At 46.9% G+C, this 16,579-nt stretch carries 12 protein-coding genes; 2 read left to right on the top strand and 10 right to left on the bottom strand.

All coding sequences use genetic code 11. From position 1 onward, the window contains the following. Positions 1-2: 2 nt before the first annotated feature. The 10 genes from ACKU40_RS07985 to ACKU40_RS08030 all read right to left on the bottom strand — a co-directional run bounded on the left by ACKU40_RS07985 (position 3) and on the right by ACKU40_RS08030 (position 11,961). Positions 3-1,154: a 2-oxoacid:acceptor oxidoreductase subunit alpha gene (locus ACKU40_RS07985; protein WP_320175988.1), complete on the bottom strand. Its 1,152-nt coding sequence runs from the start codon at positions 1,152-1,154 to the stop codon at positions 3-5. 11 nt (positions 1,155-1,165) lie between these two features. Continuing rightward, the gene (locus ACKU40_RS07990; RefSeq protein WP_320175989.1) at positions 1,166-1,495 is read right to left on the bottom strand and encodes a 4Fe-4S binding protein; all 330 of its coding nucleotides are present in this window, start codon (positions 1,493-1,495) and stop codon (positions 1,166-1,168) included. 421 nt (positions 1,496-1,916) lie between these two features. Next, entirely contained in the window at positions 1,917-4,733 is a 2,817-nt protein-coding gene (locus ACKU40_RS07995) for an EAL domain-containing protein (protein ID WP_320175990.1), read from the bottom strand. A gap of 117 nt (positions 4,734-4,850) precedes the next feature. Then, positions 4,851-5,525, bottom strand: a complete 675-nt coding sequence (locus ACKU40_RS08000) for a precorrin-8X methylmutase (RefSeq protein ID WP_320175991.1) — start codon at positions 5,523-5,525, stop codon at positions 4,851-4,853. Between the two features lie 3 nt (positions 5,526-5,528). Continuing rightward, positions 5,529-6,182: a deoxyribose-phosphate aldolase gene (gene deoC / locus ACKU40_RS08005; protein WP_320175992.1), complete on the bottom strand. Its 654-nt coding sequence runs from the start codon at positions 6,180-6,182 to the stop codon at positions 5,529-5,531. A gap of 200 nt (positions 6,183-6,382) precedes the next feature. Then, entirely contained in the window at positions 6,383-7,078 is a 696-nt protein-coding gene (locus tag ACKU40_RS08010) for an amino acid ABC transporter permease (RefSeq protein ID WP_320175993.1), read from the bottom strand. 12 nt (positions 7,079-7,090) lie between these two features. Then, positions 7,091-7,792 carry an amino acid ABC transporter permease gene (locus tag ACKU40_RS08015; RefSeq protein WP_320176367.1) on the bottom strand — a complete coding sequence of 234 codons (702 nt, stop codon included), beginning with the start codon at positions 7,790-7,792 and terminating at the stop codon, positions 7,091-7,093. A gap of 140 nt (positions 7,793-7,932) precedes the next feature. After that, entirely contained in the window at positions 7,933-8,748 is an 816-nt protein-coding gene (locus ACKU40_RS08020; RefSeq protein ID WP_320175994.1) for an ABC transporter substrate-binding protein, read from the bottom strand. Between the two features lie 57 nt (positions 8,749-8,805). Further along, positions 8,806-9,534 carry an amino acid ABC transporter ATP-binding protein gene (locus ACKU40_RS08025; protein WP_320175995.1) on the bottom strand — a complete coding sequence of 243 codons (729 nt, stop codon included), beginning with the start codon at positions 9,532-9,534 and terminating at the stop codon, positions 8,806-8,808. Between the two features lie 687 nt (positions 9,535-10,221). Continuing rightward, complete coding sequence (locus ACKU40_RS08030) at positions 10,222-11,961, bottom strand: DegV family protein (RefSeq protein WP_320175996.1); 1,740 nt, start codon at positions 11,959-11,961, stop codon at positions 10,222-10,224. Between the two features lie 292 nt (positions 11,962-12,253). Between ACKU40_RS08030 and ACKU40_RS08035 the strand changes: the two genes are divergently transcribed. Both ACKU40_RS08035 and ACKU40_RS08040 read left to right on the top strand, forming a co-directional pair. Then, a complete protein-coding gene (locus tag ACKU40_RS08035; protein ID WP_320175997.1) occupies positions 12,254-13,423 on the top strand; it encodes an efflux RND transporter periplasmic adaptor subunit in 1,170 nt (389 codons plus the stop codon). A 2-nt stretch (positions 13,424-13,425) separates the two neighbouring features. Continuing rightward, positions 13,426-16,509: an efflux RND transporter permease subunit gene (locus tag ACKU40_RS08040; RefSeq protein ID WP_320175998.1), complete on the top strand. Its 3,084-nt coding sequence runs from the start codon at positions 13,426-13,428 to the stop codon at positions 16,507-16,509. Positions 16,510-16,579 lie beyond the last annotated feature (70 nt).

Genomic DNA, 16,579 nt, shown 5'->3' on the forward strand with positions numbered 1-16,579 from the left:
GACTACACCCGTGTTAAGACTTTGAGGATTTCAGCCGGGGTAATGATCTGCCCATCGACCTTATTGATTGTCCGCACGCTTACCTGACCGTTATTGACCCTTTTCACTTCCCTTGAAATCTGTCCCATATTCATTTCAGGAACAATAAGAGTGCTGGCTTTGGCCATAACCTTCTCCGTTGCTTTCCTTGGATATGGGAACAAGGTCGAAAGCTTAAGCAAACCAGCCTTTACACCAAGGTCACGGGCCTGCTTAACGGCAAGCTCAGCAGAACGCGCCACTGTTCCGTAAGCAATAACAACAACATCCGCATCCTCGGTATCCACTTCATCAACCAGCTGCACATCATGCAGGAACTGGTCAATTTTGCGGAACAACCGTTCGTTCAGTTCACGAACTTCGTCAGGCCTGGATGTGGGGAAGCCGTTGGTGTCATGAGTCAGCCCGGTGACATGGAAACGGTATCCTGAACCGATGGCAGGCATAGGAGGTACGCCGCGTACGGTCTCTTCGTAAGGCTTATACCATTCCGGAGGCATGGTCGGAACAATACGGTTGAAGACCTCATATTCATCCTCATTAGGGATGATGATCTTCTCACGGGTATGCGCGGTGATCTCATCAATAAGCAGAACTACCGGAGTACGGTATTTCTCCGCAAGGTTAAAAGCCTCGATGGTATTATCAAGACATTCCTGAACATTAGAAGCTGAAAGTACTATGATGGAATGATCGCCATGGGTACCCCAGCGGGCCTGCTGCACATCACCCTGAGCCGGGGATGTGGGAAGACCGGTACTGGGACCGCCACGCATGACGTTAACAATTACCAGCGGAGTCTCGGTAATACATCCATATCCAAGATGCTCCTGCATCAGGGAAAAGCCGGGACCGGAAGTAGCAGTCATAGCTTTCCTGCCCGCCAGAGACGCACCGATAACCGATCCGAGTCCACCTATCTCATCTTCCATCTGGATAAATGCACCATTAGGAATGAGCGGCAATCTCTGAGCCATTATCTCCATAATCTCCGATGAAGGAGTAATGGGATATCCGCCGTAAAAGGTACAGCCCGCCAGAAGCGCACCTTCAACAACAGCCTCGTTGCCCAGAGCGAAAATCTCTTTGTTTCTTTTTTTTCTAGGTCTGGCCATGGAAATTCACCTTATTCCTTATTGTTACCGGAACCGGTTTTTTCCGCAGCAGCGCCGGAAGCGGCAGGCTCATCTGCTTTCCGGGCGGCCTTCTCAAGGACAGCCCTGCATACCGCAGGAATCTCATCATCAACCTTAGGACGAACCATAATAGCGAAATCCGGGCAATGCAGCTCACAGAATCCGCAATTAATACATTCTTCCTCCCGGATAACGACCGCCTTACCCTGATCGTTCAACTCCATGACCTTTGCCGGACAAAAGGCTGCGCAAATGCCGCAACCCTTGCACCAGTCCGGAAAAATCGTAACCGTGCTATTTCCCTTACGTTTGACACTCATAACCTGATCCAGGTTGAGGGTGACTCTAATAATCCGTTCCTCTTCTCCCCTTGAACGGACCAACCTTACCGACAGCCTCGTAAATTTTCATATTAACAAGGCCTAAATTCGGCCCTAGCACGGTAATTCCGTACATGCAACAGGAATCAGAACTTTTATGGCAATATTATAAAATAAGCATTACTTAATTGACATGAATATGCTTTATACATAGATTATTAAAGAATGGTAAAGTTCGTCACAAATGACTTTTGATTGATTATACAATCACACAATCAGCTCAAAAAAAAGAGTCGGCTGAATACCGACTCCCACAGTTTAACTCTTCAATGCATAAGCCAAACAAACATTTTCTGAATTTTACTTGCACAAAAACATGCAATACTGACTTCCAATATTAGACAGAACAGATTCTCAGTTCTTAGCTCAGCTTAATTTCATTCTTAAAAAAGGCTTCAACCTTGCTGCGGCTGACAGGTTTTGAAAACAAGTATCCCTGACCGAACTCACAACCGAGATCACGTAACGCATCCTGCTGCTCAATCTCCTCCACACCTTCGGCAACAACGTTCAAACCGAGGTTATGCGCAAGGTTGACGATTGCACGCACAATCTCAAGGTTCTCGATAGACTCATTCATTTTCCGTACAAAACTGAGATCTATCTTCAGCTGGTCAAGCGGGAATTCCTGCAAATTACTCATGGATGAATAGCCTGTTCCAAAATCATCAATAGAAACCAGAACCCCTGCTGATTTAAGCCTGTTAAGCATGTCCACGGACTGCTTGGCCCGCTCCATTATTGCGGTTTCAGTAATTTCAATTTTTAAATTACGCGCAGGTAGATCAAATTCACTCAACTTGGAAAGGATATTGTCTACAAGTGCAGGCTGTGAGAACTGACGCGGCGATATATTGATGGACATCATCATATCAGAAGCGGAATCATACTTAACCTGCCAACTCTTCATCTGGCGGCAAGCTTCACTGACAACCCAACTACCAAGCTCAAAGATAAGCCCGGACTCTTCCGCCATTGGAATAAATTCGCCGGGCATAACCAGACCACGACGAGGATGATTCCAACGGATCAATGCCTCAAAACCTACAACACTATGACTTTGCAATGAATATATCGGCTGGTAATCCAGAAATAATTCATCTCCAGAAAGCATTGCCGCCCGGAGATCGCTTTCAAGCTGCATCGCCTGTACGGCCTCTTCCAGCATCCTTTTATTGAAAACCTTGATCCTATCCCTTCCGGACTCTTTAGCCTGATGCATGGCAACGTTGGAATTCTGGATAATTTCTTCCGGCTTGTCATACTCGGTAGGACTGAGCAAAACACCGTAACTGGCAGCGATATTGATCTTATGCCCTTCGATAATAATGGGATCGTTCAAGCAATCCCTTATACGCCGGACAATGCGGATACCTTCCCGCGGGGAAGCAAGCTCCTCGAGCACCACAATAAACTCATCGCCACCGAACCGGGACACCGTATCCAGTTCACGAATGGTTTGAAGCAGTCGTTTGGAAACTTCCACCAGCAATTTATCGCCGATATTATGACCAAGGCTGTCATTAATGATTTTAAAACGGTCCAAATCCATAAAAACAACCGCAAAATAGTAATTCTCACGACGGCGGGAACGCTCCACAGCCTGAAGTATTCGATCACAACACAGAGTGCGGTTGGCGAGTCCGGTAAGCGGATCATGCAGAGCTTCGTATTGAAGCTGCTTTTCCATGAACTTACGCTTTGTAATATCACGCAAGGAAATTCTTAAACCGAGTGACGTGCCGTCATCAGCAAAAACCTGATGCCCGGTAAGCGAAACCCAGCGCAACAGCCCGTCCCGGCGGAAAAGACGCATATCCGTCCCATCAGGAGAGGGGAATGTCCCACGCAAAGCTTTTTGCCAGAACTCCCGGTCATTCTTGTGCAGGATATGCTCTACCCTGACCGGACCTTCCATGAAATAAGCCTTGGGATAACCGGAAATACGTTCACATGAAGGGCTTACATATTTAACTGCCCCGGTAGGACCGATCCACATTTCCCAATCAAATGTATATTCAGCGATGGTCCTGTACTCCTCTTCAGAAGCACGCAAGGCCTTTTCCATCATTTTGTAACTGGAAACATCAGTAACAAATGCAAAAGTAAGTTTTACATTATCACTTTCAAAGAGATTGGTTGCGTTGATAAAGATATCAACCTCACGCCCATTGCTGTTCACAAAACTAAGCTCAAACTTATGGGAGTGCCCTTCATTATTTCTGAACCTTTCAGCTGCCAGTTCCCCGAGAATTGACCCGACATCACCGCCAAGAACCTCTTCGCGGTTAAGTCCGATCATGGTGCAGAAAGCAGGGTTTACATCAAGCAGAATCAAAGATTCATCAATCATGAAAAAGCCTTCAGCGGTGGTTTCCACCAGCGCCCGGTAACGCTTTTCACTCTTAACAAGTGAACGGGCAGCTTTCTCACGCATGAGAATTTCGCCCTGCAGAACCTTATTCACTTCTTCAAGTCTGCTCTCACGGCTCGCAATCTCTTCTGTCATACGGTTAAAACGCGAACCTATCTCCAGCAATTCTATGTATTGAAATTCGTCAAAACGGTATGAGAAATCCCCCATAGCAACCTTATCCATCCCTTTGCGCAATCTGGCTATGGGATTACGGATAAAGTAATCCATGAGAAATCCTGTAATTATGTAGATGACCGCCACGGATGTCAGAAAAGTCAGACTTGATACAAATAAAATCCAGTCGAGGTTGCGGCGGTAGATCCTGCTGCTCAGTTCCATGCGGATGGTACCGATCTTTTCCTTGGAAATATGCAGATCACGTTCACGGACAATGGGATTATCATCCTTGTCGCCGGGACGCACAAAGTTGAACAGCACCTCGCCGTTCATATCGACAATCTTAAGCTTCGCAAACTGTTCGTTCTGGGTATAAGCGCTGCAGACATGTTTGAGCGACCCCATATCAAAGTTCCAGATAGGAAAGGTCACAGACTTAGCTAACTGTTCAATATAATTATCAGCTTTATCTTCATATTCTTGACGCAACATTTTCGAACGGCCAAAATATTCATACGCAGTTACCAAGCCGATAATAATGGCAAGCGCAAAAACAAGGCAGGCAGCCAGATCACGGGATATTGATCTTTCGCCTTTTTTGAATTTTAATAATGATCTTTTTGAAGCGGTCGTATTCTCAGACATACCTTATTGCACCGGAACTAGCATTAACACTCGAAAAACCAACAGAATTGACTACATTATTGTTTTCACAATTAACTTTCAAAGTCTATAATTAATAATGTGTTGCTAGGAAAAAGATCATATTTCACCGGAAAGATTCTTTTCTGCAAGAACAACTTCTGCGAGAGCGTTAATTACGCATGCAGCAAGAGCTGACCCTCCTTTTCTGCCTTCAATAGCAATATAAGGTATCGACTCACTATTCATTAACAGCGCCTTGGATTCGGCGGCATTCACAAAACCGACAGGCATGCCGACAACCAACGCCGGAGGCGCCATTTTCCCTTCCTCCACCAGAGTAACCAATCTGATGAGTGCTGTGGGAGCATTACCAATAACGTGGATTGCAGGCTTTAAAGAAGAGGCAGCAAGTTCGAGGGCTGCATGAGCACGGGTAGTGGAATTCTTCTTAGCTGACGCAATAACTTCCGGATCGTTCATCAAACAACGCACTTCGCACCCTAAAGGAGTCATCCGGCGCATGGGAATCCCGCAACGTGCCATTTCAGTATCCGTGACAATAGAACACCCTTCCCGCAATGCTGCGAGTCCGGCAGAAACTGCATCCGGATGAAAGCGAACGAGATCAATCAGCTCGAAATCAGCAGTAGTATGGACCATGCGCCTTGCTATCTGCCATTCAATGCCGTCAAACCTGCGAGGTTCCGGGACTTCGGAATCAATAATTTCAAAAGACTTTTTTTCAATATCACCGGGCTTTGCCACGGCCATAAGTTCTACTTTCCCGGACAAAAATTATCTCCTTATTATAGCAATGGAAGAGGAAGTACCTATCCTGCTGGCTCCTGCCTGCAGCAGTTCCTGAGCCTGTTCATATGTTTTAATTCCCCCGCTGGCCTTAACGCCGATATCATTACCGACAACAGAACGCATAAGTTTGATGTCTTCTACGCAAGCACAACCGGGGGCAAATCCGGTGCATGTCTTAACAAAAGAGGCACCCGCTGTCACCGCAAGATCACAAGCAATCTTTTTCTGCTCATCATCAAGAAGCCCGGTTTCAATAATCGCCTTTACCGGAACCCCTCCTGCTCCTTCCACAGTCATAAAAATATCATTCAGAAAAGCGTTACGATCACCGGCTTTCAAGGCACCGATATTAACCACCATGTCCAATTCACGTGCGCCCTTTTCCACAGCACGCATAGCTTCAAGCATTTTCACTTCTGATAAAGTCGACCCCGAAGGAAAACCGATCACGGAACACACAATAGGCTTTTCACCGGCTAACAACTCCGCAGCGCGGGCGATATGGGAAGGATGGACACAAACAGATGCAAAGTCGTACTGAACTGCCTCTCGACACAGCTGTTCAATATCTGCAGGAACCGCTGTTACGTTCAACAAGGTGTGGTCAATGTACGAAGCAAGTTTCTCTATCTTGTCCATGTCCGCCTCCCGGCTTTAAAATTTGAAAACACTATTCAAAGACCGACAAAAAATGCCGTCCCTGAAACAAGAGCATACTTCCCATTAGAACGACATTAATCGAATTAGAATTTTCGGTCAAAATAAAGTTACATAAGCGCAAAAGAAAACCCCTGCTTCATTTGAAACAGGGGCAAAACAGTTTAAATAATTCAAGATTACTAACGATCTCTAGCCTGATACTTAGCCATGTGCGCTTCCATCCGGCGACTGGACCAAGTGAGCACGTAGCAAACAATAAAATAAAGAATCGCAATAGTAATAAAGATTTCTGTTGGTGCGGACAAAGTCCTGTTATTAACCTGAGTCGCTGTACGGGTAAGCTCGTTTACCCCGATGATATAGGCAAGGGAGGTATCCTTGGTCAGGGATACGAACTGGTTAACAAAAGAAGGAATCATATTGCGCAAAGCCTGCGGCAGAATGACGTAGCGCATGGCCTGAACGTGAGAAAGTCCCGTACCACGAGCAGCTTCCATCTGCCCTCTTGGCAGGGCAATAACCCCTGCTTTTACAATTTCACCGATATACGCACCAGTAAAGACGATAAAAGCGATCAGTGCACAATGAAATTCCGGCAGTGGTTTTCCGAGCACAACCGGAGCCAGAAAATAGAACCAAAAAATGAGCATCAGCAGCGGCACCCCGCGTATGACCTCAATATAAATTACAGATACAGTTTTAACAGCCCTATTGCGCGAAAGACGCATCAAGCCCGCAGCAAGGCCTATCCAGAATGCACCGAAAATACCGAGCAACGCCAGAATAATACTGGCAGCCAGACCGCCGAGAGGTCCGTCAGGAAAGGCGCCCCAAAGAAAATAATCAAAGTTGTTCCAAACTACATCCCATTGCACGAGACGCCACTCCTAGTATTTAATTTGCAGCAGGAAATGCTTGTTATACATATTGATCATGAGTGACACGACCAATGAGATACACAGATAGATAACGGTCGCCACAGTAAAAGCTTCGAAGCCGTGGAAAGTATAGGATTCGATCTGGCGGGCCATGTAGGTGAGGTCCATAACCCCGATAGTCATGACCAGTGACGAGTTTTTAATAAGGTTCAGCGACTGTGAAATAAGTGGTGGTATGATGATTCTGAAAGCCTGCGGCAGAATAACGTAACGGTACGCCTGCAGAAAGGAAAGCCCGGTTGCACGGGAGGCTTCCAGCTGGTTCTTGGGAATGGAGTTGATCCCGGCCCTGATTTCTTCAGCCACAAATGCGGCAGTATAAACGGTCAGGGAAATTACACCGGCCGCAAATTCGAAATCATGATCATATAGCCATTCGTTTACCGCTTCGGGCAGAATGGCATATGAACCGAAATACCAGAAAAATATTTGGATCAGCAGCGGCGTATTTCTAAAAAACTCTACGAAAGCAAAGCTGAACCATTCGAATGGCTTGAACTTGGACATGCGCATAACTGCGACAATAGTTCCAAGGAGCAATGTAAATACGATAGAGACTGCAGATATCTGCAGGGTGATTTTTACCCCGTCGATAATCCACTGACCGTATTGTCCGCTAAGAACCAGATTCCAATCAAACTGATAATTCAAAACATCTATCCGTTGTTTTCGGGAAGACCGTGCTGACACGGCCTCCCCGTTATCTTACAAAGCTAAAACTAGAGCCACGCCCTCAAAATAAATCCATTTCAAATGTCATTCGATAGACACGGCACTATAGGACCGTCGGCTTAGGGCCAAACTTCCATGTTCCAAGTAAGAGGCAGGTAGTACTTGGTGTCAGGACCGAACCACTTGTTGTATGCAGTCTTGTAGTCGCCGGACTTCCACATTTTAATGAGAGCCTGGTTAACTGCATCACGGAAGTTTGATTCGTTCTCGGGAAGACCGATACCGTAAGGTTCGGGAGAGATGAACTCACCAACGATTTCCCATTTTTCGGGATTAGGATCGGAGTTCTTGAGACCGAGAAGGATGGTGGAGTCAGTGGTTACAGCCTTAACTTTACCCTGCTTGAGAGCAAGCATTGCCTGGGGGTAACCTTCAAAGGAAAGAACCTTACAGTCAGGCTGTGCAGCCATGATGTTCTGCTCAGAAGTGGAACCTTTAGCGGTACCTACTTTTTTGCCTTTCAGGTCAGCAACGGAATTGATGCCCGAACCTTTCTTAACGAGCAGCTTCTGACCGTCCATGAAGTAAGTAATGGAGAAGTCAATGGTGTCGTCACGGGCAATCTTGTGAGTCATGGTAGCAGCAGCAAGATCAATGGAGCCCTGAACAACCATGGGAATACGGGTGGCGGAAGTTACGGGTTTGAACTCTGCCTTCACACCCAGTTCCTTGGCGATGTAATTACAGATGTCGATATCCAGACCAACGAGCTTCTTGGTGTCTTCGTCAATGTAACCGAAGGGAACAACGGCATCTTTAACACCGCACATCAGAACACCGCGGGCTTTTACTTCCTGCAGTTTGTCAGCCATTGCAACGGATGCGCAAAGAGCCATCGCCAAAACCATAGCAACAATAATTGAGAGTCTTCTCATCAGGGTCCTCCTGAAAAATTTAAGGTTACCTACCAATATCGCCGGCAAGTGCGATAATTACAATATCTCCTTCAAGAACATTTTTGCTCTTTCATGCTTGGGATTGCGAAAGAACTCCTCCGGGGGAGCCTGTTCGATAACTTCACCGCCATCCATGAAAATCACACGGTCTGCCACTTCACGGGCAAACCCCATTTCATGGGTAACGCAAAGCATGGTCATGCCTTCACGGGCAAGGTCTTTCATTACATTAAGAACTTCGTTGATCATTTCCGGGTCCAGCGCGGAAGTAGGCTCGTCAAAAAGCATGGCCTTGGGTTTCATGGCCAAAGCCCTTGCAATTGCAACGCGCTGCTGCTGTCCGCCGGAAAGTTCTGCGGGATATTTATGGGCCTGATCGTGGATTCCAACCCTTTCAAGAAGGTAAAGTGCTGTTTCCTCGGCTTCAGCCTTGGGAACATTACGCACTTTCAAGGGTGCAAGGGTAACGTTGTCCAATACGGTCAGGTGGGGATAAAGGTTGAACTGCTGGAAAACAATACCGATTTCGGCGCGCAGGTCATTAATATTTACACTCTTGTCAAGAATGTCCTTACCATCAAATGTAATTGTCCCTTTCTGGTAATCTTCGAGTCTGTTGATACAACGGATGAAAGTACTCTTACCGGAACCACTGGGGCCGCAGATTACAAGCACTTCACCTTTGTCTACATGATCGTTGATACCTTTTAATACATGAAAATCCCCATACCACTTGTGGAGATTCTTAATTTCAATCATTGCCATAATGCTTAACTCCAACTCCCGTACTGTTTATTAAGTTCAGGACCGGCCGTGACAGTAAAAAAGCGTAAATTGATGATTACGGCCGCCATTCTCCAAGCTCGTATTGATAGCGCTCAGAATTCAAGAATGAGAGACTTTTATAGCCCAAAACGAAGAAAAGTCAAGGAATTAACCCCTTTTTTCCATTTATGTATAATCCGTAAAACAGTTTGCCGAAGATGCAAAACATCAATAATTTTGCTCTTCATCAACTATCAGCAGGTTTCCTTCTTTTGGCGCAACCACAGGCTTTCTCAGACTTAGACAACACATAACATCTTTAATCGCCCATGTGAAATAAATATACAAAAAAGATAAATATTTTTACGGAAAAATTAAATTCAAATATTTTTTTTCTTTTTTAATAAAATTTATGCAGGAAATATCACCCTACAGCCCCTTACGCACGAACAGCAAATCACCCAACAAACCTGCCCAACCTTTAAAAACAGGTGTTAAAGAGCTCAACCCAACATGTTCACACAGCCAAACAGCAATTGCCATAGTTGTTAATTTTTGATTGATCGAGCAATCGATTCCATAACCCATAGATAAATCTAACACATCAGCATGCACCCATAAAAAACAAAAAAAGCGGGAACAGGTGTAACCTGTTCCCGCTGAATCAGCTTGTATTAAATTTCGGAGCTAATCGTCAGTGAGAAAAGCCACCGCACATGCTCCGGGACCGGAGTGCAGCCCCAGCACAGGAGAAGCCTCAACAACAAACTCCGGCTCAGCACCGAATTCTGCCTTCAGAACACGCCTGAACCTTTCGGCGGTCTCGGGAGTATCTGCGTGTGAAATGGCATATCTGAAGTTACCACGTCCGTAAGCATTATCCTTGACCAGTTTGATCAAGGCGTCTTCCTGACGCTTAACACCAAAGGACTTGGCAACAACCTTAGGATGACCTTCACCGGCAAACTGCAGGATAGGCTTAATATTCAAAGCCTTGGCAATCATCCCCTGTCCTTTGCTCAAACGTCCGCCGCGCACGGCATAATCCAGACAGTCAATTGTTACGAAAATCTTTACATTCTCCACCGCCCTATCAGCAATCCTGCGGACCTCAGCGGCAGTAGCACCCTTCTTGGCTGCACGGGCAGCTTCAAGAACAGGCAAACCGAGACCGATAGTCAGCATTTTACTGTCAATGGCGGAAACATTGTCAAAAGGACTGCTTACAGTCAGGGCATTTTGAAATGTCCCGCTAAGCACTTTGGCAACGTGCAGAGAAACAACGTCTTCATAATCAGAAGAAACCTTGGCGTAGGCTCGCTTCATATCGCCGGGAGTCGGCTGGGAAGAAAGCGCTCTCTTCGCAGAAGGAAGAATTTTATAAAATTCACTGGAACTGAGGGTTACCCGATCGATGTATTCATTTTCATCAATGGATAAGCGCATGGGAACCACGCGAATGTCATACTCTTTCAGCACTTCATCAGGAAGGTCACAGGTACTGTCGGTGAGAATACCGACAGTGCGCTCGTCAGCAAGGAGGCGCTTATGCTGAACCAGCATATCATCAGCCTTGCGCTTAACCACCTCACCATAATTGCAGACAATCTCTTCAACTGCATCTGGATCATTGGTATGAATATGAATCTTAACCGATGAGGGAGTCCCGGCAACAATCAGACTGTCACCCATTTCGCAGATGGAATCGCGAATAGCGACACGATCAATATCCTGTCCCTTGAGAAGGAATTCAGTGCAAAAGCGGAAATCAAGAGATTCGACCGCCACCTTATCCTGAACATTGGCAAAAGATTTGGAGTTGCGAGCATCAGGCAGAAAACTTTTTTCAATCTTGCCGTTCTCCAGCAAGTCTACAATGCCTTCCAGCAGGTAAACAAAGCCCTGAGCTCCGGCGTCAACAACACCGGCAGCCTTAAGTTCGGCCAATTTTTCAGTGGTGCACTTTGCGGAGTTCCGCGCGTATTCGAGAGAATCGGAAAGCAGATGATGAAAATCGCGATATTTATCGCCATTAGCATGCAGGTGGGCAGCCCAATCACGGATAACACTGAGAATAGTTCCGTCTTTGGGATCAGAAATAGCCTCGCAGGAACGCTTGGCAGCCATGGAAGCAGCCTGGGCAAAATCTGCGGGAGAAAGTTTAGGCATATCTTTCACACCCTCAGCGAATCCACAAAGGAACTGAGCCAGAATAGCACCGGAGTTACCTTTTGCACCGTCAAGGGCTGATTCCGCAATAAGGGCGGTCATTTTTTCAATGGAGCGCTCCACAGATTTACCGGTGGAACTTACTATGCTGCGCATTGTGCCGGCCATATTGGCCCCGGTATCACCATCTGGAACCGGAAACACATTGATAGCATCCAAATGCGGGGAATTAGCTATCAGTTTGCTTGCAGCGGCCACAACTCCCCTCCTGAAGCGGACACCGTCAACATAGTCGATTTTCACAGTATTTGCTGTAGTCATATATAAAAAGAGCTAAATATTATTTTCAAAGTGGCAAAATAAACGTTGTAACATTCGTCACAAAAAGCAGTCCCTTCCTGCATGTAATATGAACAAAAATCAAGTTATTATCCAAATAAATTCATCCGTGTTTTTTTCAAATAAATAAAAATAAATACCAACCGACTTTTAAGGAGCAATAAATTAGGCTATATATCAATTATATTTCAGCAGTAAGGAGATTTTGCCCATGCTACGGATCAAAACAACCACCTCAATGCATCCAGCTCACCGCTTTATGATAGTATTGATTGCCATTCTTTTTTGTCTTCTGCTTGCAGGTTGCAAAGATGAAAAGAAAAACGCAGGCGGATACCCTCCAGCGCCAGTTACTGTCGCAAAAGCTAGGCTGGAGAATACGTCCTATTACCTGACTGCAATCGGAACGGTTAAGGCAGTGGACACTATCACCGTCCGCTCAAGGGTAACCGGATATCTAAGTAAAACTTTTATCAACGACGGACAATATGTAACCAAGGGCCAACAACTCTTCACCATGGACCCGTCTCCTTATGAAGCCTCCATCGGTCAGCTTAGAGCTGAACTTGCTTCTGACATCACCAAATATGAACAAGCCAAGAAAGACTACAACCGTTACCGTGACCTTGTACGACGCAAAGTTGTCAGTGAAGAAAACTATGAAGAAAAACGGTTGGACATGAAAACAGCCAGCGATGCAATTGCTGTGACCAAAGCAAAGCTGACCGATGCTAAAAACGATCTTAACTACTGCTTTATACGCTCACCTATTGATGGTCTTGCCGGTTATGTAACACCTACCGAGGGCAACCTTATTGAAGAAAACAAAGACGAACTGGTAGTCATCAATAAGATTTCTCCCATTGCTGTAAATTTCTACCTGCCGCAAAAATATCTGGCTGAGGTTCAAAAATACTCTGCCAATAAAACTCTTGAGGTACTCGCCATTACCGAGGGCCGCGACAAACCGGAAAACGGAGAACTAACCTTCATTGACAATAACGTGGACACCAAGACCGGAACCATCTGGATGCAGGGGCGCTTTGCCAACACTAACAAAGCCCTCTGGCCCGGCAACTATGTTGAAATCCGCCTTAAACTTTATGATGAGGATGTAATCAATATTCCCATGGAGGCGACCTGCACCGGACCGAAAGGCAATTTTGTCTGGATAGCACACAGCAACAATACCGTGGATATGCGTCCCGTTATGGTCGATCGCAGGGCCGGGAAAATGGACATAATCAGTAACGGCTTAAAGGATAAGGAGACCATCGTTACGGATGGTCAATTACGTCTCTATCCCGGAGCAGCCATTGCGATTAAAGGAAAAACAACTAATTCCACTGCATCAACACCTCAATCAAAGAACGGTGAATAACAATGAATATCACCGAACTTTTCATTAAACGCCCGGTCATGACCTCTCTAGTGGTCATCGGCATGGTCTTTTTCGGAATCGTGGGATATCTCCGACTCCCGGTAAGTTACCTGCCTGCGGTTGAATTCCCGACCCTGCAGGTTACAGCCACCCTGCCCGGAGCCAGCGCCTCCACAATGGCTTCATCAGTAGCGACACCGCTGGAAAAAGAATTCACCTCCACTCCGGGCCTACGCTCCATGAGTTCCGTAAACTCGCAAGGCCAGACCCTGATCACCCTGCAATTCGACCTTGACCGCGACATTGACGGAGCGGCCTCGGACACACAGGCTGCTATTTCACGCGCCAGCGGCAATCTGCCCACTGACCTGCCGCAACAGCCCTACTATGAAAAATTCAACCCTGCAGACGACCCGGTGCTGTATATGGCAATCTGGTCGGACTCACTCCCTTTATATAAGGTTAACGAGTACACAACCACCTTCCTGACCGACACCATTTCCATGGTCAACGGAGTCTCAAAGGTAGAGGTTTACGGGGAATCCAAACTGGCGGTACGCGTACGCGTCAACCCTGAAAAACTTGCTGCACGGGGCATGAACATTGATGATATCCGTCAGGCTATTGCCGAGCAGAACGTAAAGGAGCCGGTCGGAACACTGGACAACAAAATGCAATCGGTGACTATTGAAGCCACCGGCCAGTTAAAGAATGCCGACGAATTCATGCCGATGATTTTTGAATCGGAAAACGGCAGGACCGTGCGCCTCTCCGAAGTTGGTGAAGTCATCAACTCCGTACAGTCGGACAAATCCGGATCATGGATTGACGGCAAACGCGGTATAGTTATCGCCATCAAAAAACAGCCCGGTTCAAATACGATTGAGGTATGCGAAACCATCAGGGAAATGCTGCCGACCATCCGCAACCAGATTCCTGCCGGAATTCAGATGAAGGTTCTCTATGACCGTTCCGAACCCATCAAGGAAGCGGTTGACGATGTACAGGTAACCCTGCTGCTGGCAATATTCTTCGTTATCTGCGTTATCTTCTTTTTCCTGAAAAACCTATCCGCTACCATCATTGCTTCCGTGGCAGTCCCGGTCTCCATCGTCTTCACTTTCGCCATAATGTATGTTCTGGGCTATTCGCTGGATACCCTCTCACTGCTGGCCTTGACCCTTTCCGTAGGATTTGTTGTCGATGATGCGGTAGTCATGATCGAAAATATTGTCCGCCATCTGGAAACGGGAAAGAAGCCTTATCAGGCAGCGTTGGATGGAGCGAAACAAATCACCTTTACCATCATATCCATGACCCTCTCGCTGGCGGTCGTTTTTATTCCGCTCATGTACATGTCCGGGATCATCGGGCGTATCCTGCATGAATTTGCCATGACCATTACCGTGGCAATCCTTGCATCGGGCATTGTTTCCTTAACAATGACCCCCATGCTTGCCAGCCGCATTCTCAAACCGGGAAGCAAATTGTCCGAATCTGATCCGGTATTTGATTTCCTGCTGCGCATGTATGATCGTTCCCTGCATTTTGTAATGCGTCATCGAGCGTGGACCATGGGTGCAGCCGGACTGATCCTGCTGGCGACCATTCACTTTTTCATGGTCATTCCCAAGGGGTTCCTGCCCACCGATGACATGAGCTATTGTCAAGGATTTGCACAGGCCAAACAGGGTATTTCCTACAATGCCATGAAGGATCATATCAAAAAGCTTGAACCTATCCTCATGGCTGATCCGAATATAAAAAGTGTCATCACCGTAGCCGGAGCGCCCATCCAGAACCAAGGGTATGTTTTCCCCATGCTGACATCTCCGGGTGACCGGAAGATGACCGCGGATGAGGTAGCCCGCCAGCTCATGTATAAATTGAACAATGAACCGGGAATCATGGTCTGGATTCAAAACCCGCCCATGATCCGCCTGACAGCGAAGTCCACCAAGAACCTTTACCAGTACACAGTACAGGCACCGGATCAGGAGGAGCTGTTTTCAATTGCCCCGAAATTTGAAATGCAGATGCGCCAGATTCCGTTTCTGACCGGTCTTACCTCGGACCTGCTGGACCAGAACCCGGAACTCTGGGTCAAGATAGATCGTGACAAGGCTTCCTACTACGGAGTCACCGCTCACGATATAGAGAACACACTTAATTCAGCATACTCAGAACGCAAAGTTTCAACCATTTACGGAGATACGGACCAGTACTGGGTAATCCTGCAGGTTCTGCCATACAACCAGCGCGACCCACGCGACCTTATGAAGCTGCATGTCGCCAACAAAAACGGAGACCTGATCAGGCTGGATAACCTAGCCAGCTTTGAGGAGAAACCCGGCCCCATGCAGGTTAACCATACCGGCATGCTGCCCTCGGTAACCTACTCATTCAACATTGCTCCGGGTTATTCCCTGAGTGACGCCACTGCGTCCATCAATGAGCTGGCCTTGAACAATCTACCGGATACCGTGGTTTCCAATTTTGAGGGAACTGCTGACGAATTCCAGAAATCCATGGCCAGCGTTTATTTCCTGCTGGCTATCGCGATCTTTGTCATTTTTATGATTCTGGGAATTCTGTATGAAAGCTACATCCATCCCATTACCATCATTTCCGGCTTGCCGTCTGCGGCAATCGGCGGACTTTTAACCTTGACCATCTTCGGCAAGGACCTCGACCTGTTCGGCATTGTCGGGGTCATCATGCTTATCGGTATCGTAAAGAAAAACGCCATCATGGTGGTGGACTTTGCCCTTGAAGCCGAAGAGAAAGACAACCTTTCCCCGTCTGAAGCAGCAATGAAAGGATCGCTGGAAAGGTTCCGTCCGATCATGATGACTACTATCGCTGCCATTGCCGGAGCCATGCCCATCGCACTGGGACTCGGTGCCGGAGCACAGGCCCGTCAGCCCATGGGCCTCGCCATTGTGGGTGGCCTGATTCTCTCACAAGTTGTAACCCTTTACCTGACCCCCGTCTTCTACACCTATATGGATTCGTACCAGAAATGGTCCTACGAACGCGGGCGAGCCAAACGCGAATTGCTCGGTATCCCACATAAAAAAGATTAAAGGGCGGAAGACTACACAACAAAAAACCCCGACTCTAAACAACTAGAGTCGGGGTTTCTCAAAACGTATG

The organism is Maridesulfovibrio sp., assembly GCF_963666665.1.
In the GTDB taxonomy this organism is placed as follows: domain Bacteria; phylum Desulfobacterota; class Desulfovibrionia; order Desulfovibrionales; family Desulfovibrionaceae; genus Maridesulfovibrio.